Raw genomic sequence first — 20,331 nt, forward strand, 5'->3', positions numbered from 1 at the left:
CTCGAAAATTCTAAAATCTTTTTGCTTTCTTGGCGCCGACATTTGCATACACAATCCATTTTAAATGTAATTTTTGCCCACCGTGTAAACCTCACCCAACCCGGCTATTTAGCGGGTGCAAAATCTCAAGTTAAAGTTATAGACGTTAATCCGTAATCTAAAGTTGCGATTTATCGCCGCAAATCAGCAATCCCGATTCAGCGTCGAGACAAGCCATGATTCCCATAGGTAAAGCAGCGTTAACCCCCTCGTGGCCGAAGGGCAAATCCGAGACAATGGGAATATTCAAGTCCCCCAGCCGATCGCGCAAAACCTCTTCAATGCTAAAACTGGGAATACTCGGCTCAATCTCGCAGCGACTGAAGCGCCCCAAAGCAATGCCCCGCACGCCTGCGAAAGCCCCCGCCATCCGCCACAGAGTCAGCATTCGATCGACCCTGTAAGGAGCCTCGGAAACATCCTCAAATGCCAGAATAACCCCGGTCAAATCCGGTTGATACGGGGTTCCGAGCAAATGAGAAGCCACCGTCAGATTCGCCGCAAACAGCGGCCCCGTGGCTTTTCCGCTGCCCCATCCTTTACCTTGCAAAGATTGTAAGGGACGACCTTCGATGCAGTCAAAAAGTCGATCGACAGACCAATCCGGTTCATCCGCCAAAGTTGTCAGCATCGGCCCGTGAACACCCCAAATCCCCAATTTGTCGTGATTCCACAGCAAAGCAGTAATGTCGGAAAAGCCGATTAACCATTTCGGCGAATGGGAATCGGGAGTTGGAAATTGGGAATTTTCCGCCTTTCCCACATTTCCTTTTTCCAAAAGTCGAGTGCTGCCGAAACCACCTCGAACACAGAGAATACCCCGACAATCCGGGTCATTGAGGGCATCTGCCAACTGTCGGACGCGGTTTTCGTCGGAACCTGCCAAATAGCCCCAGCGATCGTCAAAACCCGGTGTTAATTCAAGTCGATAGCCGCGAGATTTCCAAATTTCTACACCCTTTTCAAAGTTGGTTGATTCTCGCAAAGTGCCACTAGGGGCAATTACTTTGAGCAAATCTCCTGGTTGCAGAAATTTTATGTTAGTCATTAGTAGGTTGATTGTTGACTGTTGACTGTTGACTGTTTGCGGTTGATTGTTAACCTTTGGCTTTTTGTTTTAGTGAGTTAAGATAGGCATTAAGTGTTGGTGAAAGTTCATTTAATAAAGGATGCACTCGATCGATTTGTTCTTGAGTCAAAAGATTGCGAGCGATAGTTGATGGCAAACCATTGACTGTCAACCGTCAACAGTCAACCGTCAACAATTAAGGTAAAGTCAGAATTTCCACCCCAGAATCAGTCACAGCCAGAGTGTGCTCAAATTGAGCCGAAAGCTTTCCATCCTTGGTGATAGAAGTCCAACCATCGGCGAGAATTTCCACTTCCCAAGTACCCTCATTAATCATCGGCTCGATCGTAAAAACCATGCCTTGTCTGAGCTTCTTTCCTGTGCCCCGCTTGCCGTAATGCAAAATTTCCGGTTCAGTGTGAAAGACTCGGTGAATCCCGTGCCCCGCAAAATTTCGCACTACCGAAAAACCCTGTGCTTCAGCATATTCTTGAATTGCTGCACCGATGTCGCCGGTACGGGCACCCGGTTTGACTTCCGCAATTCCTCTTCTTAAACATTCCTCGGTTACTTCAACTAACTTTTTCGCTACAGGTGAAGGTTGGCCCACAAAAAAAGTTTTGGAAGTATCGCCATGATAACCATCAACTAAAGGTGTTACATCAATATTAATAATGTCACCTTCTTTAAGAATTTGTTTAGCATTAGGGATGCCGTGACAGACTACTTCATTGACGCTAGCACACAGAGATTTAGGAAATCCTTTATAGCCTAGCGGAGCGCTTTTTGCTCCGTGTGCCAAAGTCCAGCGTTCGGCTTCATCGTTAATTTCTAGAGTGCTTACTCCCGGTTTAACCATCGGTTCGAGATGTAGCAGAAGTTCGGCCGCTAAACGGCCTGCTTGGCGCATTTTTTCGATTTCTCTACTGGATAAAAGCACTAAACGTTCGGTTGCCATAGTTTTTTCTGTTTTCTTTTTTGGGCAGTCAATTAAGAGTTTATTTAACTCACTTTGAGAATAGATTTGAATTGCTGTTCCATAAACTTGTAAGGTGCGTCAGTCAGCGAATCTTTCTAAAAATTGGCCAGTATTATTACTGACGCACCCTACTAGCAGTGATAGATTTGAACCAGTGTTCACAACGATCGCCCAAAGCTTCCAAAGAGTATTCTACCTCTACTTGTCGCCGGCAAGCGCTGCGGTCAATTTGGTCTAAGCGGGCGATCGCACCTACCAAGCCATTTACACTGTCAGGAGCCACTAAAAAGCCCGTCAGCCCGTCTCGAACAATTTCCGCCGGCCCCCCGCGCTTGTAAGCAATCACAGGTACACCGCACGCTAAAGCCTCGATCGCGACATTTCCAAAAGCTTCCACCCAGCGCGGTGTCATCAACAATGCTCGGCACTGACGGACTTGCTCTTGCATTTGAGTTGTTGTCAGAAACCCTAAATATTCTACCGGAGCATCCGGGTAATCTGCACAAATTTTTTGCCAATAATCCTCATCTTGCATTTTGCCCATAATTTTCAGGGGAATGCCTGTAATTTTCGCTGCTGCTACTGCATCTTCTAAGCCTTTTTCCGGGGCGATGCGGCCTAGCCAAGCTAATTTAGACTGCGGTTTGTCGCAAAATTTGTACAGGGATAAATCTATGCCATTTCCCAACAACTGACATTCATCGGCAAAGGCGAATGTGTTGGCTTGAGAAGCGGTGTGAACTCCGATCGTACCAGGAAACTGGAGGGCGGTTTGTCCGGCAATGCGATCGAGGGCGGCGGAAAGGGAGCCCATGCTGATCAAATGTGCGATCGGAGTCCTAAAAAATGGTGTCAAATAAAACGGCAGCCAATCGTAGGCAAAATTAACAATGACATCCCATTCATCCTGAACTTGGCGAGCATATTCCCACATATTCGCCAGCACAGAATCGGCGGGCATCACAATAGGATCATTGTAATCTTGTGTTTGGGCGGTTACTTGCAAATCACCCGTTATTTCGATTACTGGAATTGATTCTAAAATTGAACCTATCGGTGCTACAACTGCTATTTTATGACCGCGACTCTGTAATTCTTTAGCGATGTTAAGGACTGTAAGTTCGACTCCGCCACCCAACCCCGAACCGAGTTTACCGACCGAAGTTGACAGGAACAATAGTTTTAAAGTGTCATTAGTCATTAGTCATTAGTCATTAATCAGCATTCACTAATTTTAACATAATCTAAATTATCAATTTCCCATTTCAAATCTCAAGTTCAAATTATTTGAAAATTGCTACGTTTATTAATCCATCCCAGAACGCGGACGGATGCGATTCAACTGATTGATTGCCCAGCGAGCAGTTTCCTGAACTTCTGGATCTGGATCGTCCGTTGCACGGTGCAACAAGTAACTGATTTGATTCACCAATTCGTAAATCCGCGTCAAGTCGCGAATTGCATTTTTACGCACTTCAGGATTTTCATTTTGCAGCGAAATTGACCACGCATTATTCATGGGTTTGAGGGTGCGAATGCCAATTTCCGAGAGACTTGCCAAAATTAAACTGTACTGCTTGGAGTCGGAATTTGCTAGCAAATCGAGCAACGGCTCAACTGCTCTGGAATCTCCCCGCTGACCTAGTTCCCAAATTGCTTTGCCTCTCTTTGCCGGATTTAGCTGCTGCAAATCTTCAATCAGTGCTTCAATAATATCAACTTTAGGTCTACCATCCGTTTCGGGAAGGGCAATACCTTTCTTCTTAGCTAGGGAATCGGTTTGATTAGTTGTTTCGGGAATGTTGAAACCTGTGTTACTGTATCCGTTGCTGTGAGTTTCCAAGGGCGAGGTGTCGGAATTAATTTGATCGCCCTCGACTGCTGCATCCTGGGATTCTGGTTCCCCGGATTCCATATTTAACGGAAAAGGTCGATCGCTGTTCTCGATACTGTTGTCTTTTGGCAAATCCAAAGGGTAGGGCAAGGCTGACAGCGGTTTTGATAGCCCAAAAGAAGCCTTGTGCTGTGTAATTGCGTGGGAGTTTGTAGGAGAATCGGGATTATTAGTAAATTGAGAGTTTCTTGGGTTGTGGCGCTCAAATCGTCCCCGTCTTCGCTTAGAATAATTTGACTCGTCACTACTAACTAATTTGAGCATGATAAATACTGCCGCTGCCGTGACGACAACTGCTGCCAAACCCAACATTAAGAACCCTCGCTGACGAGACAAAATGACGATCAAATTGGATACCGATTTCGGGATCTTAGAATTAGATTTGGACCTTTTGGACGGCTGAGATTTGTTTTTATCGGGCGCTGGAGACGGTTTTGGAGGCTTGGAATCCTGGCGATCGTCCGGGGGAGAGTTCGCCTGAGCAATTTCTTGGGAAACAGCACGCGCAGAGGCATTGAGTACCTGTTGCCCTCCGTCGGCACTTGGACTGAACGCAGCGCCCAGACAGGCAATGCAGGTGAACAAACATACAGAGGAGCGGTAATGCGCCATAAGACTCAATCCGGGTTTTGAGAGGCAACGCCGCATGACGAGCTTTAGTTTAACCTTGAGTTAGCTCGATCCTAGCTGCTATGGGCTTAACTAACTCACAAATACCACCAGACTAGCGAAAAACCCTGGTTTGAGAGGGCACCGAGCCAGATATTATAAGCACAATTGTGTCATTGACGTGCAACTCCTTTAAATAATTAGTTTAATTAGTTTAAAACGAACAACTACATTGGCGGCCGCGACTTTAGCAGCGGCATCCCGAAAGTTGATTGCAGCTAATCTCACCTACGTGCAGTGTGCAATGCAGGCCCCGCAGCCCAGCACTGCGGGGGCGTTAGCAGACGATTGTGGCTAGCCGTCGATTTCTCACCAATAGCGTGACATGACCAAGAGTTTAACAAGCTTCCGAGCCTGCAGGTCGATCGTTTTTGTGTGAATTTGGGTGGAAGTGGGACAGGAAGATAGGCACTGGTAACGAGAAACCCGGTTTTTTCGTTAATTCTTCGCTGCTAAACCGCATATTTTCCGTACATTCCAGGACGCACTCTCGACGCTCACAAACCAGTTTTATTTACCAAAAATGCTGTAAGAAAGAGAGCGCTGATTTGACCGATGTTAATTTGAAGGGGGCAATTATGCCGGATAGAAGTGTTTGGGCGATCGACTAAGATAACCGTTAGGAAATATTGTATTCAGCTAGCCAGCGCCAAAAATCCTACTATCTGGTAAAAGTAGGGTCGGATTTAGTTAGGAGCTATATAGCAATCCTCGCATCATTTGTGAATTTCTTACTCCCTCCCCTTGATAAGGGGAGGGTTGGGGTAGGGTAAAAAGTTTACGACTCCTGCAAGGATTGCTATAGTGAGAGCGAGTATACCCTTTCACGCACGCGCCCTGTCCCCACGTTCTGTTTATTTGTACCCACTTAGTTAAGTTAAATCAATCGGTATTTAATGCTGTGCCGCCAAATTTGATATAAGATCGAGCTAAATTTTTAGTGTGAGAGTAGAGGCGTTTGTGAGCCAACAAGATATTTTAAATTTAGCAAAAGAAGGCGATGCCAGGGCGATCGCATTTCTGATCAGCCAAGCACTCCAAAGCTTCGGCGTCACGGCTAAAGCCAGCCGGGAAAATGACACCCTGCACCTGCTGCTGGAAGCAGAACATTTACCCGCAGAAGAAGCCTGTCTCCGAGTCGCAGTCAAAGGGTTGCAGCGGCTGCAACCAAATAACCTTTACTCAGTGACAGTTTACGGGCGGCGCGACGGCGAGCAATTGCCCGCTTGGACTCAGACAGTAGAATTAAAAAAACGCTTGACTTCCGTACCCGTGAGTCCATTAGTTGCCGTGAATGCAGCAGTAGCTGCGAGTGCAGCAGTAGCTGCTAGTGTAGCCGCTTCTCCCATTCCTGTGACTTTGCCCAAGCTAGAAAAAACTCAAAATGTCACAACGGCGCCCCCTCAAACACCAGAAAAATCTCCGCCCCAACCCCCTCAAATCCCAACTCCAAAACCCCCAAACCAAAGGCAGCAAAAGCCATCGCCGCAGCCAGCATTAGCAGGCACTAAAACTAAAAAATCAGGGCTGTCAGTCGGTGCTCTGAGTCTAATTCTCGTACCCATATCCGGCCTTGTACTGGCTTCTCAACTTTACAAATCCTCACCCCCCGCTACTAATAACCCTCCCACGTCAAAGCCTGCGGTACAAGAAGTGAGTTCGACACCCGCAGCCAAACCCCTTCCCGCTCCAAAATCGCCCTCCCCGGCTGCCAAAAAACCTGCCATTTTGCCCGCAACTGTCAGTATCAAAGCAGTTGGCGACATGATCCCCGGCACAAATTATCCCTACAACAAACTGCCGGCAAAAAAAGAGATGTTATTAGAGTCGGTAAAACCGTACCTCAAAGGAGCTGATATTCTGTTTGGCAATTTTGAAAGCACGATGACCGATTATCCTTACAGTTCCAAAGCAGGCGGCGGACGAATGCTGTTTGCCTTTCGGACGCCTCCGAGTTATGCGAAAATTTTCAAAGATGTTGGTTTTGATATTTTGAGTATTGCCAACAATCACTCTTACGATTTTAACGAGCAGGGATTTAAGGACACGATTAAAAACATCGACAGCAATGGCATGAAGGCTGTCGGTAAAAGAGATCAAATTGTTTATCAAAATGTCAAGGGTGTGAATTTTGCATTTATCGGTTTCAGCAACTACGGCGACGTTCACAATTCTTTGCTGGAACTGAAAGCGGGAGCCGAAGTTGTCAAAAAAGCTAAGGAAAACGCTGATATTGTAGTGATATCAGTTCATGCTGGAGCTGAAGGAACGGGAGCTATCAATGTGAGAAATAAAACTGAGTTCTTTTACGGAGAAAACCGGGGAAATATGGTTTTGTTTTCGCGGACGATGATTGATGCGGGAGCTGATTTGATTTTGGGACATGGCCCGCACGTTCCGCGAGCAATGGAACTTTATAAAGGTAAATTGATTGCTTACTCTCTGGGAAATTTTTTGGGTTATCGCACTTTGTCTACAGCAGGAGCACTCGGTCAATCTCTAATTTTGGATGTGAAAATGACTCCGCAAGGGGATTTTGTTTCTGGTAAGATTATCCCCGTCCAACTTGACGGGCGAGGTGTTCCGGCTGTTGATAACAAATTTAGAACTGTGGGGTTGATTAACCGTTTGACCAAGAGCGATTTTCCCAATAGCGGTTTGACAATTGATGACAAGGGGCAAATTTTGAAAAAAAGTAAGTAGTTATTGGCAATTGGGCATGGGGCATGGGGCATGGGGCATGGGGCATGGGGCATGGGTAACGAGTAACTAATAATCAATAACCCATAACCAATAACTAATCACAAATAACCCATAACCAATTCCCCATTCCCCATTCCCAATTCCCGATTCCCATTACCAATAATTAGTCATCAATCATTGCTTTCAAAGCTTCTTTCATCTCCTCTACAGTCGTCGTTGCCGTACCGAATTGACGCACGACAATACTAGCCGCCAAATTGCCCAAAACTGCCGCTTCCCAACCCGATGCACCGACGCACAAAGCTAAAGTCATTGCTGCTACAACTGTATCTCCAGCACCGGTTACGTCGAATACATCAGTCTTGTTAAAAGGGGGAATGTCCCAACTTTGAATGGCAAATTCCCCCTTTTCACAAATGGATGTTGGAGGGGGTGAATTTTTGATTTCTTCGCCGTTGGCTCTTTCAAACAAAGTCATCCCTTCTTCGCCGCGAGTAATCAGGATTTTTTGAGCTTGAGTTAAGTTCAATAAATCGCGTCCTGCTTGCATTAAAGTTTGAGGGTTTTTGATAGCATATCCGACGGCTTGCTCGGCTTCGGGCAAGTTCGGAGTAAATAACATTGCTCCACAATATCGCTGCAAATTGGTTTGAGCGTCTACAATTGTTTTGCCGGGAACCACTGCCGATGCGATCGCCAAATTCGTCAAAACTCCGTCCCCGTAGTCGGAACAAACCACGGCATCTACTGTCGGTATTTGCTGCCGGATGTAGTCTGCCAGTTGCAACTGCAAATCTAAATCCGGCAACTCGTCCGATTTGCGATCGACTCGAACAATTTGCTGAGTCACCGACTGCCGCGCGTGCCCGGAAATTCGAGTTTTGGTGACAGTTGGACGCTGCAAATCGATTAAAATCCCACCCGTATCAATTCCCGCCGCCTCAAAAATACCGCACAAAGCCTTTCCCTGGTCGTCTTTTCCCACCAAACCAGCAACTTTTACTTTGCCTCCCAGTTTGGCTAAATTATAGACAGCATTTGCGCCACCTCCGGGTACTTGCTGAGTATTTTCGTAGCGCAAAATCAACACAGGTGCTTCGCGGGAAATTCGCTCTACTTGTCCGGTAAGAAACTCGTCCAAGGTCAAATCTCCGATCGCTAATACCTGCGCTTGATCGAAGCAGTCTAATCTTTTCAATAATTGCTCTGTTGAGGCACGCAGTTGAGGCAAAAAATCGGAATAGTCGTTAGTCATTAACCAAAAAAATGAGACTGAGGAGTTGATAATTGAGTGTGGAACGAGCGGGAATTAAAAATCCTAATATTAATTAATAATTAATTTCCTCCCTTGTTTTATTTTTAACTTTTAATTGATTTTCTCACTGGGATTTTGATAAACCAGTTGCAGGCTATTGGCGATCGCACTCGCTCAAACAATTTGGCAAAAAAATGCGGATAAAATCGCAGCCTTTGAGACTCAACTGAAAGTTTCACGGTGTGGAAGTTTCCTTCTACATAAGTGCCTTCAAAAAACAGCAGAATTATTTCAATTTCTGCTTGATAATCGTAATCACCTGAGTCATTTGTTTTTTGAGTGCATCAATTTCCGCTTGCATTTTCGCCATTTTCGCAGTCATCGCCTGAATTTCGGCGGCGCCCGCTCCAGAGCTGGGTGCAGCGGCGGCTGCTGGGGCTTCCGGCACTGGTTTCTTTTTGGCCAGTACCATCGCCGATTTGATCGCCTCGGTTAGCTGCTTTTTCTCAAACGGTTTGGCGATGAATGCAAAAAAATGCTTCTCAAAGGGTTTCGGAATTTTTTCCATCACCTCTTCTTCGCGGCCCGACATGATCACCAAAGGTATCTTAGAAAGCTCAGGATGGGCTTGCACTTTTTGATACACTTCCCAACCGCTGACTTTGGGCAGTAGGAAATCTAACATAATTAGATTTGGCCGGGCTTGACGGATCAGTTTGAGTCCCTCTTCGCCGTCTTTTGCTTCTAGAATTTCAAAGTTACCCTGAGGCAACATCTCTCGGACTCGGAGGCGGATGACTTTACTGTCATCGATTACCAAGATTTTTTGACCAGCCACGACTGACTCCTTCAGTAATGAATGAGTGATGATTTGCAACCTTCAGTATATCCCTAACAGAATTCTACCCATAATTCTGGGCGAGTTTAGTTTTGTTGCACGTCGGCGCGATTCTGATTTCGGGTGATAGTTCTACAAGTTCAGGGGCTTTGATTTCGGATACGATCGAAGGAATTAACTCAATCGCCACTTAATTTTATGTCGCCCCAAACTCCTAAAACTCCTACTGTCAAAGCAGTTGCCGCCCAAATGCGGGGTGAAATCGAGGCGATGCCCGAATGGTTGCGTAGGCCCGTTGGCAAAGCTAGCGAACTTTCCCAAGTGCAAAAAATTATCAAACAGCGGCAAATTCACACGATTTGTGAGGAGGGGAGATGCCCCAACCGGGGCGAGTGCTACGCGCAAAAAACGGCGACTTTTTTGTTGATGGGGCAGACTTGCACCCGCGCTTGTGCTTTTTGTCAAGTAGATAAAGGTCATTCTCCGATGCCGCTAGACCCGGAGGAACCGCAAAAGGTGGCCGAGGCTGTGCAGTTGTTGGGTTTGCGCTATGCGGTGCTGACTTCGGTGGCGAGGGATGATTTGCCGGATGGGGGTGCGGGTTGGTTTGCCAGGACGATCGCCCAAATCCGCCTTCTTAACCCGCATACTGAAGTGGAGGTGCTGACGCCGGATTTTTGGGGGGGAATCGCCAGGAGTTCAGAGGGGGAGAATTCCAGCCTCGATGAGTTGCAGCGAGATCGGATTCGCACGGTGGTGGAGGCTAAACCGGCTTGTTACAACCACAATATTGAGACGGTGCGTCGCTTGCAAGGGTCGGTGCGGAGGGGGGCGAAGTACGATCGCTCGATCGACGTTCTGCGTATTGTTAAGCAATATGACCCAACTATTCCCACAAAATCGGGTTTGATGTTGGGACACGGGGAAACCGAAGCCGAGATAGTCGAAGCGATGACAGATTTGCGGGATGCCAAGTGCGATCGGCTCACCCTCGGTCAATACATGAGACCATCTCTAGATCACCTCCCAGTGCGTAAATACTGGACGCCAGCCGAATTTGACCGTTTCGGGTCGATCGCCCGGGAGATGGGGTTTGAGCGCGTGCGATCGGGGCCTCTCGTCCGCAGTTCCTACCACGCCGGAGAGAGCGATTGAAATTAATCTGAATTCAACTCGGTATAAACTCCTTGTTACAAAAAATAACTCTAGAGGATTGTGCATAAGTGCGACGCTCTCTGCTATTTGTAAATAGAGTGACATTATGAATTAGGAGCTTTACCTATGGCAGAGATAGCGAAGAACCAATTAAAATCCGACTCCGTGATGAAAACGGGCAAATTCCCTTACACATTTCGCGCAGGCTGGTTTCTCTTGCTGTTAGCAATCAATTTTGTGGTTGCAGCCTTTTATTTCCATATCATTGAATAGTTCTGCAAGTTAACTTTTAGCAGACCCTGCTTTTCTCGACCTCAACGTCGGAGAATGGCAGAGAGGGAGAGGGGAAGAGTTTGGAGTTGTGAGTAGGGGAGAATATGACTTCATTCTTCTAACGAATGACTACTGACTTTTTCCCTCTTCCTTCTGACTCCTGACTCCTGACTCCCGACTTTTGCTCAATAATTAATCCGTGTATCCGTGTCCAAATCCGTGTCGTGCCTTCCTTCTTCCTTCTCTAGCGATTTCTCGACGCTTCTAGCTTTGACAACCGCTCTTGAATTTTAATAACATCTTGCTTAGTTTCAATTGCCAAAGTTGCTAAATTGTCAAACATCGGGTCTCCCGACAGCGTTCGAGAATTTTTGCGATCAGAACCTGAAGGGGAAGAAGACGGAGGCCGGTTAACTCTAGAACCTTGATTCTGCAAACTGTAGATTTGTCCTCTGAGTTCAGAAATTTGACGTTCTAATTGAGTAATGCGAAATTCTAATTGAGTTGTGGATTGAGCGGGTGTAAAAATTGGCGAAACAGCAATTGCTAAGGCACAAGCCAGACACAAAAGACAGATTTTTATGGCGCGATGGCGAATTTTTTTCGGCATAGCTTTAATAATTTAAATTATACCAGTTCTACGATAACAAATCGCCGATATTTTGGCCTCTATCAGAAGTATGTCTTATGGCAACTAGGAACGTAGCTATTTTAATGTTCGATGATGTCGAGGTACTAGACTTTGCAGGCCCTTTTGAAGTGTTTTCGGTGACATCAGAATTAAGTAAGGGTCATCGACCTTTTGCAGTCTCTACCGTAGCCGAACATCCTGGTGCTGTCAACGCCCGCAATGGTTTGAGTGTAAATCCCGACTGCACCATTTCCGATTGTCCGCCACCGGATATTTTAATTGTACCGGGAGGACAAGGTACGAGAAAGTTAATCGAGAATTCAGCAGTTATTAATTGGATAAAAGATTGTGCGCGAACAGCAGAATTAGTGCTTTCTGTCTGTACGGGTTCGCTGCTTTTGGCAAAAGCTGGCTTGTTGGAAGGTTTGGAAGCAACTACACACCATCAAGTATTGGATTTATTGAAAGAATTAGCTCCCAACACAACTATTATCGAAAATCAGCGATTTGTAGATAACGGCAAAATCATCACTTCTGGGGGAATTGCTGCGGGAATTGATATGTCTTTGCACGTTGTCGGGAAACTTTTGGGTACAGCACAAGCTGAACAAACAGCAGAGCACATGGAGTATAAAATTGGAAATTAGTAATTGGGCATTGGGCATGGTTAATTGTATAATTTGCGCGTTGGGGCGGGTTTTACCAACCATAATTGCCTACAACAAACAATCTCGTAAACCAGCCCCGCCCATACACGAAGGATGCTACTGGACGTGATATCAAGCATCTTCGCCCCAAACTTTTAGTTGTAAATAGACTAATATCAAAGCTATAGCCATCAGGAAAGTTGCCGCAGCGGCTGCATAGCCAAAATCAAATTGCGAAAAAGCTTGCTCGTAAATATAATAAACTAGCAAATTAGTAGAGTTCAAAGGGCCGCCGCCTGTGATGACGTAAACTTGCTCGAAACTCCGCAGGGTAAAAATAGCAGTAGTGACGGTAGCAAATACTAAAGTCGGCCGCAAACCGGGTAAAGTGATGTACAAAAATTGCTGCCAAGCATTAGCTCCATCCAATTCTGCGGCTTCGTAACGATTTACCGGAATTGCTTGTAATCCTGCTAAAAAGACTACCATATTAAAGCCTAATTGTTTCCAAACACTGAGCAGAATGATCACTGGCATTGCCCAAACTGTGCTACTCAGCCAAGAAATTGGATTTAAGCCGATCGCACTTAGGGCATTATTCACCGGGCCTTCGGTTTGAAACAACCACCGCCAACCCAAGCCAACTGCAACTAGAGAGGTAATCGAAGGAATAAAATAAGCGGTGCGGAGAGCTCCTCGCCAAGCAAACGAGCGATTTAGCAAAACTGCCAAACCCAATGGAATCACTAAACTGGGAATGACTGTTGCAGTAGTAAAATAGAGCGTGTTTTGGAGAATTTGCCAGAAATCCGGGTTTGTGACTAGACGCCAGTAGTTGTTGAAGCCAATCCAACGCACTCCCGACTGGGTAAAGCTGCCGCTGGTAAAGCTGAGGTAAAATAAATAGGCGATCGGCCAAATCAAAAAAGTACCCAAAAACAGCAAAGCTGGGGCCAAGAAAGTCCAAGCTGCGATCGCATCATTATCCAACCAGTTAAAACGCCCAAATTTAATCCGAACCATTGGCTTGTAAATTTTAGCTTTTAGTTTTAAATGGTATCACAATATAGGTCAATGTCAAAATGAATCTTCTCGATATATTAGCTCATTTACCCACTATAGAAACTGAAAGGCTCCTGCTCAGGAAAATTACTTTAAACGATGCTAGCGATATGTTTGAGTATGCTTGCAACCCGGAAGTATCAGAATACACAATGTGGTCAACTCACACATCGATAGAAGATACTAAATACTTTCTAAAATCCATTACTAAAATGTACAAAAGACGAGAGCTGGTAGATTGGGGAATCGTCCACAAAGCCGAGAAAAAATTTATCGGCACTTGCGGATTTGTGGAATGGAGCATGACGCACAGCCGCGCGGAAATTGGCTACGCACTTTCTAGAAGATATTGGGGCGAAGGATACATGAGCGAGGCTGTCAATGCAGTGATTGAATTCGGTTTTCGGGAGATGTTGCTGAATCGAATTGTGGCTCGATGTGAAGTTAACAATATTGCTTCAGCTAGGGTGATGGAAAAAGTGGGGATGCAATTGGAAGGGATATTGCGACAGCAGCTATTTGTAAAAGGCAGATATTGGGATCTAAAACTTTATTCGATTCTCAGGGAAGAGTTTTTTGGTAATATTGTAGAATAGGGTTGAATCAGTAAGTCACATAACCAAATATACTTAGGACTTAGCCAATATCTCCATGTAGAGTGCGACCAAGCACCCTTTACCTCTATAGTAGAATACGAGTGAATAGTTTTTATCTTTATGACAAGCGAATTTCTTGATGGTACCCGCCACGTGATTTATCCGTGGAATCAATCCAAAATCTAACATCTAAAATCCTCAAGCCCCCGAATTGATGCGTGGGGTCGCCTCCAAAATCTAAAATCTAAAATCTAAAATCGAATGACCGCTAATCCAGTATCTGTTAATTCCAATGCCTGCCTGATTTCTCCTGAGATTGGCAAAAGTTCGTTAGCGAAGCCCTCGAAGAGGATCGCTCCCGCTCACACTCCGTTAAAATTAGGAGTTTTGGCATCAGGAAGCGGCAGCAATTTCGAGGTAATTGCCCAAGCCATCCAAAACCAACAACTCAACGCTCAAATCCCAGTATTAATTTACAACAACCCCGAAGCCAAAGCCGCAGCCAGAGCCGAAAAATACGGCATTCCCGCGATTCTACTCAATCACCGCGACTGCAAAAGCCGCGAAGAATTAGATACAAAAATTGTCAAAACTTTCCAAGATTATGATGTAGAATGGGTCGTGATGGCGGGTTGGATGCGAATTGTTACCAAAGTTTTGTTTGATGCTTTTCCCGATCGCGTTATTAACATTCACCCCAGCTTACTGCCGAGTTTCCCAGGAATTCGGGCCGTCGAGCAAGCACTAGCTGCCAAGGTTAAAATCACCGGATGTACGGTGCATATCGCCCGTTTAGAAGTAGACAGCGGGCCGATTTTAATGCAGGCTGCGGTGCCGGTATTGCCTGATGATACCGCAGAAACACTGCACGCTCGAATTCAGGTGCAAGAGCACAAGATTATGCTCGGTGCGGTCGCACTTATTGCCGAATCTAATCGAAAATATTGTGACTAAAAACCTTGCCAGTGCCGCATCTATCCCCGAATTGCCTGTCAGCGAATCACCGGAAACAGGCCCGCCGCTGACAGACTCCAATCGCCTGAAATTAATTCTCAAAGAAAGACTCAAAAGGAGCATCGGCCTCAAGGGAGAATTCTATCTGCCTTGCTTGCCATCGATGCTAGACGACTATCTTAAATTACTCTCAGACTTCTTAAACATTCTCGGACAAAATATCGACGCTGCCCAAGCCGAAAACTTGCGAACATTAATCGCCAACGCCTTAGCAGAAGGATTCAAAAATTCCCCCCATGCTAATCTCATAGTCTCATACTTTCCCGCCAATTCCCAAAGCGGTTTAGCTGGCGGCATTACTCTGAATACCAAGATTCAAATCGAATCAATGGCCCAGAAATATCATAGCTGGCCGGATATTCGCCCCGAACCTTTATTCGGCAGCCATCCCGATGCCAAAGTCATCGCCATTGCCGCCGAATTAGGCGAACCGGGAAAAGCACCTATTTTAGATGTTGGTGCGGGCCCAGGGCGCAATAGTTTGCCCTTAGCAAGGTTAGGCCATTCCGTGGATGCGATCGAACTAACACCGATATTTGCCGAGAAGCTATCATCCGCCGCAACCGCCGAAGACTTACCGATAAATGTCACCCAAGGCGACGTTTTAGATCCATTATTGAGGATGAAAACTTATCGGTACAAATTAGCCATTGCTACCGAAGTTCTCTCTCATTTCCGCTACCCCGAACAAATTCGTTTGTTCCTGGGCAAAATGTCCGATGCCGTTTTAAGTGGCGGGTTTATATTATTCAGTGCTTTCTTAGCTGTAGAGGGTTACGAACCCGACGAGATGGCAAAACAAATGTCTGAATTGTGTTGGTCTTATCTGATTACCAGACAAGAATTGCAAGCAGCAATAGAGGGTTTGCCGTTAGAAATTATTTCTGATGAATCTGTGATTGAATACGAACAGAAACATTTGCCTGACTCTGCGTGGCCGCCGACACCTTGGTTTGTCAGTTGGGCTAGCGGGCGCGATTTATTTTCTGTGCAACAAACACCGCCGTTAGAGTTGCGGTGGATACTTGTTAAACGCTTGTAAAGAGTTAGTAGGGTGCGTCACAATGTAGTTGATCCATGATTGATAAAATAACGCGGTCTAACTCACATCTTGCACCATTCTTAAGAACAGGCAAGATGCCTGTTCCACAAAGATGGAGTTTTCTTCTTGTGGGGAGTAGGGGTTGGGCATCCTGCCCGCCCGCAAAAGGCTAATTGAGAATGGTGCAACATCTCAATCCTAACGCACCCTACGACAATTTTTAGGGATTAAAAATTCAATTTTCAACCTCGGAAGCCCGCAATTGTCCGCAGGCGGCATCTGCTTCTAAGCCGCGAGAATACCGCACGCTAACTGCAATTTTCTTTTCCTTCAAAGTCGCAACGAAACTGTTAATTCGATTGGGAGTCGGTCGCTTATATTCAGCTTCCTGAATCGGATTGTAAGGAATCAAATTGACGTGACACTGAAAGCCGCGCAACTGACTAGCTAACTCGGATGCGTGTTCTGGTAAGTCATTCACACCTGCTAAAAGTACGTATTCAAAACTTAATCTGCGCCCCGTCGATCGCACATATTCCCGGCATTCTGCGATTAACTCACCCAAAGGATAAGGGCGGGCGCTAGGAATCAACTCTTCGCGCAATCTTTGATTGGAAGCGTGGAGGCTGACGGCGAGGGTAACTTGCAGTTGATGTTCAGCTAGTTGGCTGATGCGATTGCGAATCCCGACTGTGGAAATGGTGATGTTTCGCTGTCCAATTCCTACGTCTTGATTCAAACACTTGACAGCAGCTACAACATTATCGAAATTCAGCAGGGGTTCGCCCATTCCCATAAATACGATGTGGCTGACTCGGCGGCCGAAATCTTGCTGTACTGTCAAGACTTGATCGACGATTTCGTTTACTTCTAAATTGCGCTTGAAACCACCTTTTCCGGTAGCGCAAAAGTCGCAGCCCATCGCGCAGCCAACTTGGGCTGAGACGCACACAGTCAGCCGTTTATCGGTGGGAATGCCTACTGTTTCAATGATTTGACCGTCTGCCAATTTTAAGAGATACTTTACGGTGGCGTCTGGTGCGACCGATCGAAAGTGAATGGTCGATCGCCCGATCGGGATTTTAGCAACAGTCTCGCGCCACTGTTTCGAGAATACAGAAATGTCAGAGATCGATCGCGCACCTCTCTCGTAAATCCATTGGTACAACTGCTTTCCGCGATAAGCAGGTTGCCCGTTTTGCTGCACCCACTCCGTTAACTCAGCCAAACTCGCCCCCAACAGAGGCGGAATTTTATGCGACTCAACAGCCAAAGCAGCAGTCTTGCGAGACTGATTCGCACCCTTGGAATTACCAGAAGAGTACACTTGAGAAACGGAAGTAGGAGACATAGGTCATCAGAAAATTTAAAGCCACCTTCTATATTAAAACTTCTCGACCCAAGTGGCAGTTAATCGTCAAAAAGGAGAAGTCTCGATCCCCCTAAATCCCCCTTAATCAGGCGAACTTTGAGAATAATCCGGTTCCCCCCTTAAAAAAGGGGGTTAGGGGGGCTCTTATTGTGGACTCACAAAGAAAACTCCAGACAGAAATCTGCACAATCAAGAATCCAGTTAATTTTTGGTACAATTCCCCAAATATTGCGTGTAAATGACCACAGCCCCCTAAAATAAACTCTGGAGTTTGTTAAAGGGTATGCAAATTTGACAGCTTTCCATCACAATTAATGCAACTTTTATGGTGCTAAATATTCTTGCGTTGCCCTTAGCGTTTCAATTTACATCGCCGGGCCCAATTATCTTTCAACTTGGCCCCGTAGCCATTCGCTGGTACGGGCTGTTAATAGCTTCTGCCGTCTTGATTGGGGTCAGTCTGTCCCAATACTTGGCCGAAAAGCGCCGCGTCAACCCGGAATTATTGGGTGATTTGGCAATTTGGCTGGTTATCGGCGCTATTCCCTGTGCTCGAATTTATTACGTGGCTTTTGAGTGGCAGCAATACGCCCAGAGGCCTGAAGATATTATTGCAATTTGGAAAGGCGGAATTGCCATTCACGGGGCGATTTTGGGTGGAATGATCGCAGCTTTAATTTTTGCGAAAATCCAGCGAGTTTCTTTTTGGCAATTGGCAGATTTAATCGCACCTTCGGCAATTCTCGGTCAGGCGATCGGACGCTGGGGAAATTTCTTTAACTCGGAAGCTTTTGGCAGTCCTACGGATTTGCCATGGAAACTTTATATTCCCCCCAGCAGCCGCCCGCCCGCCTACGCTAATTTTGAATACTTCCACCCCACATTTCTCTACGAATCTCTGTGGAATTTGACAGTATTTGGGTTGCTTCTGACTTTGTTTTTCCGAGATTTGCAGGGCAAAATTCGCTTGAAAATTGGTGCTTTATTTTTGGTTTATATCGCAGCTTACAGTTCCGGTCGAGTCTGGATTGAAGGGTTGCGGACTGATAGTTTGATGTTCGGGCCGCTGCGGACGGCACAGATGGTAAGCTTGACTGGGATTGTTTTAGGGTTGGGCGGGTTAGCTTGGCTTTATTTGCTCGATCGACCTTTACCCGATGTTGTCTCCCCCAATAGCGATCGGGGAAAGATCACTCAGAAATCCCCAGAGGATCAATAAAAAACCCCAGAGAGGTTAGTCTCTAGGGTTCAAAACCAGGGTGCATCTACCATCTCTTACTTCCAACCAAAATAGGTACATCCGGAAGCGTTCGTAAATTTAGCAAATTTTTTAGCAGCCATGAGTTTGACAGAGATTGAATCCCTAATTCCAGGGGTATACATTGTAGGTGCAGGCCCGGGAGACCCGGATTTGTTGACTGTTAAGGCTCAAAAATTACTGGCTGCGGCCGATGTCATATTATTTGCTGACTCGCTAGTCCCAGAGCAAATTTTGCAGGGGGTGCGCGCAGATGCTGAAGTTATTCAAACTGCGGATAAGACCCTCGAAGAGATTGTACCTTTGATGGTGGAACGAGTGCAGGCCGGAAAAAGCGTCGTCCGCCTCCATTCCGGTGATCCCTGTCTCTACGGGGCTGTCGGGGAACAAATGCAAGCTTTGGCTTCCGAGGGAATTGCTTTTGAGGTAATTCCGGGAATTAGCGCTTTCCAACTTGCAGCGGCTAAACTTAAAATTGAGTTGACAGTTCCGGGAGTTGTGCAGACAATTATTTTGACGCGAATTAGCGGCAGAACCGAAGTACCGGAACGCGAAGAATTGGCGAGTTTAGCGGCTCATCAAGCGAGTTTGTGCCTGTATTTGAGTGCCCGCCATGTGGAAAAAGCTCAAGCTAAATTGATGGAACATTACCCATCGGATTTGCCTGTAGCGATTTGTTATCGGTTGGGCTGGCCCGATGAAAAAATTGTGCTGGTTTCCCTTGACAAAATGGCGGTTGCTACCCGTGAAAATAATTTGATCAGAACGACAATGTATGTGATTAGTCCGGCATTGGGAAAATCAGCAGCAGGGCGATCGCGCTTGTACCATCCAGATCACGATCGGCTTTTCCGTCATTAGTCATTAGTCATTAGTCATTGGTTACTTCCAATTACCAATGCCCAATGCCCAATGCCCAATTCCCCATTCCCCATTACCAATTACCAATTATCTATGACTGATTTAACTCGCAGACAATTTATCACTGTCACCGCATTAAGCGCCGGATTTGCCTTAGCAGTTCATCCTCTTGCGGCTGCCGTTATCAATACTGATGCTGCTGGTTTAGTTGCAGGTGAGGTAAAAATTCCTGTAAAAGACGGCTCAATTCCAGCATACAGAGCCATGCCAGCCAGCGGCAGCAATTTTCCAGTAATTTTAGTAATTCAAGAAATCTTCGGAGTTCACGCCCACCTTCAAGATATTTGCCGCCGTTTGGCAAAATTAGGTTATTTAGCGATCGCCCCAGAAATGTTTTCCCGTCAAGGTGATGTTTCTAAACTCACCGAGATTCCCGAAATTATTAGTAAAGTTGTCTCGAAAGTTCCTGACGCTCAAGTTATGTCCGATTTAGATGCAACCGTAGAGTGGGTACAAAAGTCAGGAAAAGGCAATACTAATAAGTTAGGAATTACAGGATTTTGCTGGGGTGGCAGAATTGTTTGGCTGTACTCTTCCCACAACCCTAAAGTCACAGCGGGAGTAGCTTGGTACGGGCGTGTAGTTGGCAATTCTACGGCTTTAACTCCCAAACAGCCGATCGACATTGCAGCAACTTTGAAAGTGCCTGTATTGGGGCTTTACGGTGGCAAAGACGAGTCAATTCCCAACGATACAGTCGAGAAAATGCGGGAAGTTCTCAAAACTGGTAGCAGCGGTTCGGAAATTGTGCTTTATCCAGATGCGCCGCACGCTTTTAACGCCGACTATCGCCCCAGTTACCGGAAAAAAGAAGCTGAGGATGGTTGGAAACGGATGCAAGATTGGTTTAAAAAGTATGGAGTTTCATCATAGTTGTGAGTTGTTAATTTTGACTTAAAACTGGTGTCAAGTTT

At 46.0% G+C, this 20,331-nt stretch carries 19 protein-coding genes; 10 read left to right on the forward strand and 9 right to left on the reverse strand.

The annotated features are described in order from the left end of the window. Positions 1 to 157: 157 nt before the first annotated feature. From QUA90_RS00715 to QUA90_RS00730, 4 genes are all read right to left on the reverse strand, one after another. Positions 158 to 1,087, reverse strand: coding sequence for an LD-carboxypeptidase (locus QUA90_RS00715; RefSeq protein WP_333443330.1), 930 nt, complete (start codon positions 1,085 to 1,087; stop codon positions 158 to 160). A 217-nt stretch (positions 1,088 to 1,304) separates the two neighbouring features. Further along, a complete protein-coding gene (gene map / locus QUA90_RS00720; protein WP_006635181.1) occupies positions 1,305 to 2,066 on the reverse strand; it encodes a type I methionyl aminopeptidase in 762 nt (253 codons plus the stop codon). 136 nt (positions 2,067 to 2,202) lie between these two features. Further along, positions 2,203 to 3,288, reverse strand: a complete 1,086-nt coding sequence (locus QUA90_RS00725) for a glycosyltransferase family 4 protein (RefSeq protein ID WP_333384575.1) — start codon at positions 3,286 to 3,288, stop codon at positions 2,203 to 2,205. A 105-nt stretch (positions 3,289 to 3,393) separates the two neighbouring features. After that, positions 3,394 to 4,593: a HEAT repeat domain-containing protein gene (locus tag QUA90_RS00730; protein ID WP_333384573.1), complete on the reverse strand. Its 1,200-nt coding sequence runs from the start codon at positions 4,591 to 4,593 to the stop codon at positions 3,394 to 3,396. A gap of 1,017 nt (positions 4,594 to 5,610) precedes the next feature. Here QUA90_RS00730 and QUA90_RS00735 point away from each other — a divergent pair. Beyond that, entirely contained in the window at positions 5,611 to 7,353 is a 1,743-nt protein-coding gene (locus tag QUA90_RS00735; RefSeq protein WP_333384570.1) for a CapA family protein, read from the forward strand. A 163-nt stretch (positions 7,354 to 7,516) separates the two neighbouring features. Here QUA90_RS00735 and QUA90_RS00740 read toward each other — a convergent pair whose 3' ends face one another. Both QUA90_RS00740 and QUA90_RS00745 read right to left on the reverse strand, forming a co-directional pair. Continuing rightward, positions 7,517 to 8,608, reverse strand: coding sequence for a PfkB family carbohydrate kinase (locus QUA90_RS00740; RefSeq protein WP_333443332.1), 1,092 nt, complete (start codon positions 8,606 to 8,608; stop codon positions 7,517 to 7,519). Between the two features lie 286 nt (positions 8,609 to 8,894). Continuing rightward, positions 8,895 to 9,446: a response regulator gene (locus tag QUA90_RS00745; protein ID WP_333084435.1), complete on the reverse strand. Its 552-nt coding sequence runs from the start codon at positions 9,444 to 9,446 to the stop codon at positions 8,895 to 8,897. A gap of 198 nt (positions 9,447 to 9,644) precedes the next feature. On the opposite strand from QUA90_RS00745, the gene lipA reads away from it, so the two are divergent. Both lipA and psaX read left to right on the forward strand, forming a co-directional pair. Further along, positions 9,645 to 10,601, forward strand: coding sequence for a lipoyl synthase (gene lipA, locus QUA90_RS00750; protein WP_333443334.1), 957 nt, complete (start codon positions 9,645 to 9,647; stop codon positions 10,599 to 10,601). 168 nt (positions 10,602 to 10,769) lie between these two features. After that, a complete protein-coding gene (psaX, locus tag QUA90_RS00755; RefSeq protein ID WP_333214470.1) occupies positions 10,770 to 10,874 on the forward strand; it encodes a photosystem I protein PsaX in 105 nt (34 codons plus the stop codon). 244 nt (positions 10,875 to 11,118) lie between these two features. On the opposite strand, the gene QUA90_RS00760 is transcribed toward psaX, so the two are convergent. Then, positions 11,119 to 11,484: a hypothetical protein gene (locus tag QUA90_RS00760; protein ID WP_333443336.1), complete on the reverse strand. Its 366-nt coding sequence runs from the start codon at positions 11,482 to 11,484 to the stop codon at positions 11,119 to 11,121. A 77-nt stretch (positions 11,485 to 11,561) separates the two neighbouring features. Between QUA90_RS00760 and QUA90_RS00765 the strand changes: the two genes are divergently transcribed. Next, the gene (locus tag QUA90_RS00765; RefSeq protein ID WP_333443338.1) at positions 11,562 to 12,152 is read left to right on the forward strand and encodes a DJ-1/PfpI family protein; all 591 of its coding nucleotides are present in this window, start codon (positions 11,562 to 11,564) and stop codon (positions 12,150 to 12,152) included. Between the two features lie 132 nt (positions 12,153 to 12,284). On the opposite strand, the gene QUA90_RS00770 is transcribed toward QUA90_RS00765, so the two are convergent. Beyond that, the gene (locus QUA90_RS00770) at positions 12,285 to 13,175 is read right to left on the reverse strand and encodes a sugar ABC transporter permease (RefSeq protein WP_333443340.1); all 891 of its coding nucleotides are present in this window, start codon (positions 13,173 to 13,175) and stop codon (positions 12,285 to 12,287) included. Positions 13,176 to 13,234: 59 nt separating this feature from the next. Here QUA90_RS00770 and QUA90_RS00775 point away from each other — a divergent pair, with 59 nt between their 5' ends. The 3 genes from QUA90_RS00775 (at position 13,235) to QUA90_RS00785 (ending at position 15,866) form a co-directional block, all read left to right on the forward strand. Then, positions 13,235 to 13,810 (forward strand): GNAT family protein, encoded by a 576-nt coding sequence (locus tag QUA90_RS00775; RefSeq protein WP_333327652.1) that lies wholly within the window; start codon positions 13,235 to 13,237, stop codon positions 13,808 to 13,810. A gap of 261 nt (positions 13,811 to 14,071) precedes the next feature. After that, complete coding sequence (gene purN, locus QUA90_RS00780; protein ID WP_333443342.1) at positions 14,072 to 14,764, forward strand: phosphoribosylglycinamide formyltransferase; 693 nt, start codon at positions 14,072 to 14,074, stop codon at positions 14,762 to 14,764. Continuing rightward, positions 14,757 to 15,866: a class I SAM-dependent methyltransferase gene (locus QUA90_RS00785; RefSeq protein WP_333443344.1), complete on the forward strand. Its 1,110-nt coding sequence runs from the start codon at positions 14,757 to 14,759 to the stop codon at positions 15,864 to 15,866. Before purN ends, QUA90_RS00785 begins: the two co-directional genes overlap by 8 nt. Before the next feature lie 235 nt (positions 15,867 to 16,101). On the opposite strand, the gene rlmN is transcribed toward QUA90_RS00785, so the two are convergent. Further along, a complete protein-coding gene (rlmN, locus tag QUA90_RS00790; protein ID WP_333443346.1) occupies positions 16,102 to 17,217 on the reverse strand; it encodes a 23S rRNA (adenine(2503)-C(2))-methyltransferase RlmN in 1,116 nt (371 codons plus the stop codon). Positions 17,218 to 17,563: 346 nt separating this feature from the next. On the opposite strand from rlmN, the gene lgt reads away from it, so the two are divergent. From lgt to QUA90_RS00805, 3 genes are all read left to right on the forward strand, one after another. After that, entirely contained in the window at positions 17,564 to 18,457 is an 894-nt protein-coding gene (gene lgt, locus QUA90_RS00795) for a prolipoprotein diacylglyceryl transferase (RefSeq protein ID WP_333084423.1), read from the forward strand. A 120-nt stretch (positions 18,458 to 18,577) separates the two neighbouring features. Further along, entirely contained in the window at positions 18,578 to 19,357 is a 780-nt protein-coding gene (gene cobM / locus QUA90_RS00800) for a precorrin-4 C(11)-methyltransferase (RefSeq protein WP_333443348.1), read from the forward strand. Positions 19,358 to 19,450: 93 nt separating this feature from the next. Beyond that, positions 19,451 to 20,290: a dienelactone hydrolase family protein gene (locus QUA90_RS00805; protein ID WP_333443349.1), complete on the forward strand. Its 840-nt coding sequence runs from the start codon at positions 19,451 to 19,453 to the stop codon at positions 20,288 to 20,290. The last annotated feature ends 41 nt before the right edge of the window (positions 20,291 to 20,331 follow it).

The organism is Microcoleus sp. D3_18_C4 (assembly GCF_036702355.1).
Lineage (GTDB): Bacteria > Cyanobacteriota > Cyanobacteriia > Cyanobacteriales > Microcoleaceae > Microcoleus.

Bases quoted from the DNA above. Each gene is read 5' to 3' on its own strand.
- QUA90_RS00770 (WP_333443340.1), bottom strand. From the start codon at position 13,175: ATGGTTCGGATTAAATTTGGGCGTTTTAACTGGTTGGATAATGATGCG.
- rlmN (WP_333443346.1), bottom strand. From the start codon at position 17,217: ATGTCTCCTACTTCCGTTTCTCAAGTGTACTCTTCTGGTAATTCCAAG.
- QUA90_RS00765 (WP_333443338.1), top strand. From the start codon at position 11,562: ATGGCAACTAGGAACGTAGCTATTTTAATGTTCGATGATGTCGAGGTA.
- lipA (WP_333443334.1), top strand. From the start codon at position 9,645: ATGTCGCCCCAAACTCCTAAAACTCCTACTGTCAAAGCAGTTGCCGCC.
- cobM (WP_333443348.1), top strand. From the start codon at position 18,578: ATGAGTTTGACAGAGATTGAATCCCTAATTCCAGGGGTATACATTGTA.
- QUA90_RS00730 (WP_333384573.1), bottom strand. From the start codon at position 4,593: ATGGCGCATTACCGCTCCTCTGTATGTTTGTTCACCTGCATTGCCTGT.
- purN (WP_333443342.1), top strand. From the start codon at position 14,072: ATGACCGCTAATCCAGTATCTGTTAATTCCAATGCCTGCCTGATTTCT.
- lgt (WP_333084423.1), top strand. From the start codon at position 17,564: ATGGTGCTAAATATTCTTGCGTTGCCCTTAGCGTTTCAATTTACATCG.
- map (WP_006635181.1), bottom strand. From the start codon at position 2,066: ATGGCAACCGAACGTTTAGTGCTTTTATCCAGTAGAGAAATCGAAAAA.
- QUA90_RS00775 (WP_333327652.1), top strand. From the start codon at position 13,235: ATGAATCTTCTCGATATATTAGCTCATTTACCCACTATAGAAACTGAA.
- psaX (WP_333214470.1), top strand. From the start codon at position 10,770: ATGAAAACGGGCAAATTCCCTTACACATTTCGCGCAGGCTGGTTTCTC.
- QUA90_RS00760 (WP_333443336.1), bottom strand. From the start codon at position 11,484: ATGCCGAAAAAAATTCGCCATCGCGCCATAAAAATCTGTCTTTTGTGT.
- QUA90_RS00725 (WP_333384575.1), bottom strand. From the start codon at position 3,288: ATGACTAATGACACTTTAAAACTATTGTTCCTGTCAACTTCGGTCGGT.
- QUA90_RS00740 (WP_333443332.1), bottom strand. From the start codon at position 8,608: ATGACTAACGACTATTCCGATTTTTTGCCTCAACTGCGTGCCTCAACA.
- QUA90_RS00805 (WP_333443349.1), top strand. From the start codon at position 19,451: ATGACTGATTTAACTCGCAGACAATTTATCACTGTCACCGCATTAAGC.
- QUA90_RS00715 (WP_333443330.1), bottom strand. From the start codon at position 1,087: ATGACTAACATAAAATTTCTGCAACCAGGAGATTTGCTCAAAGTAATT.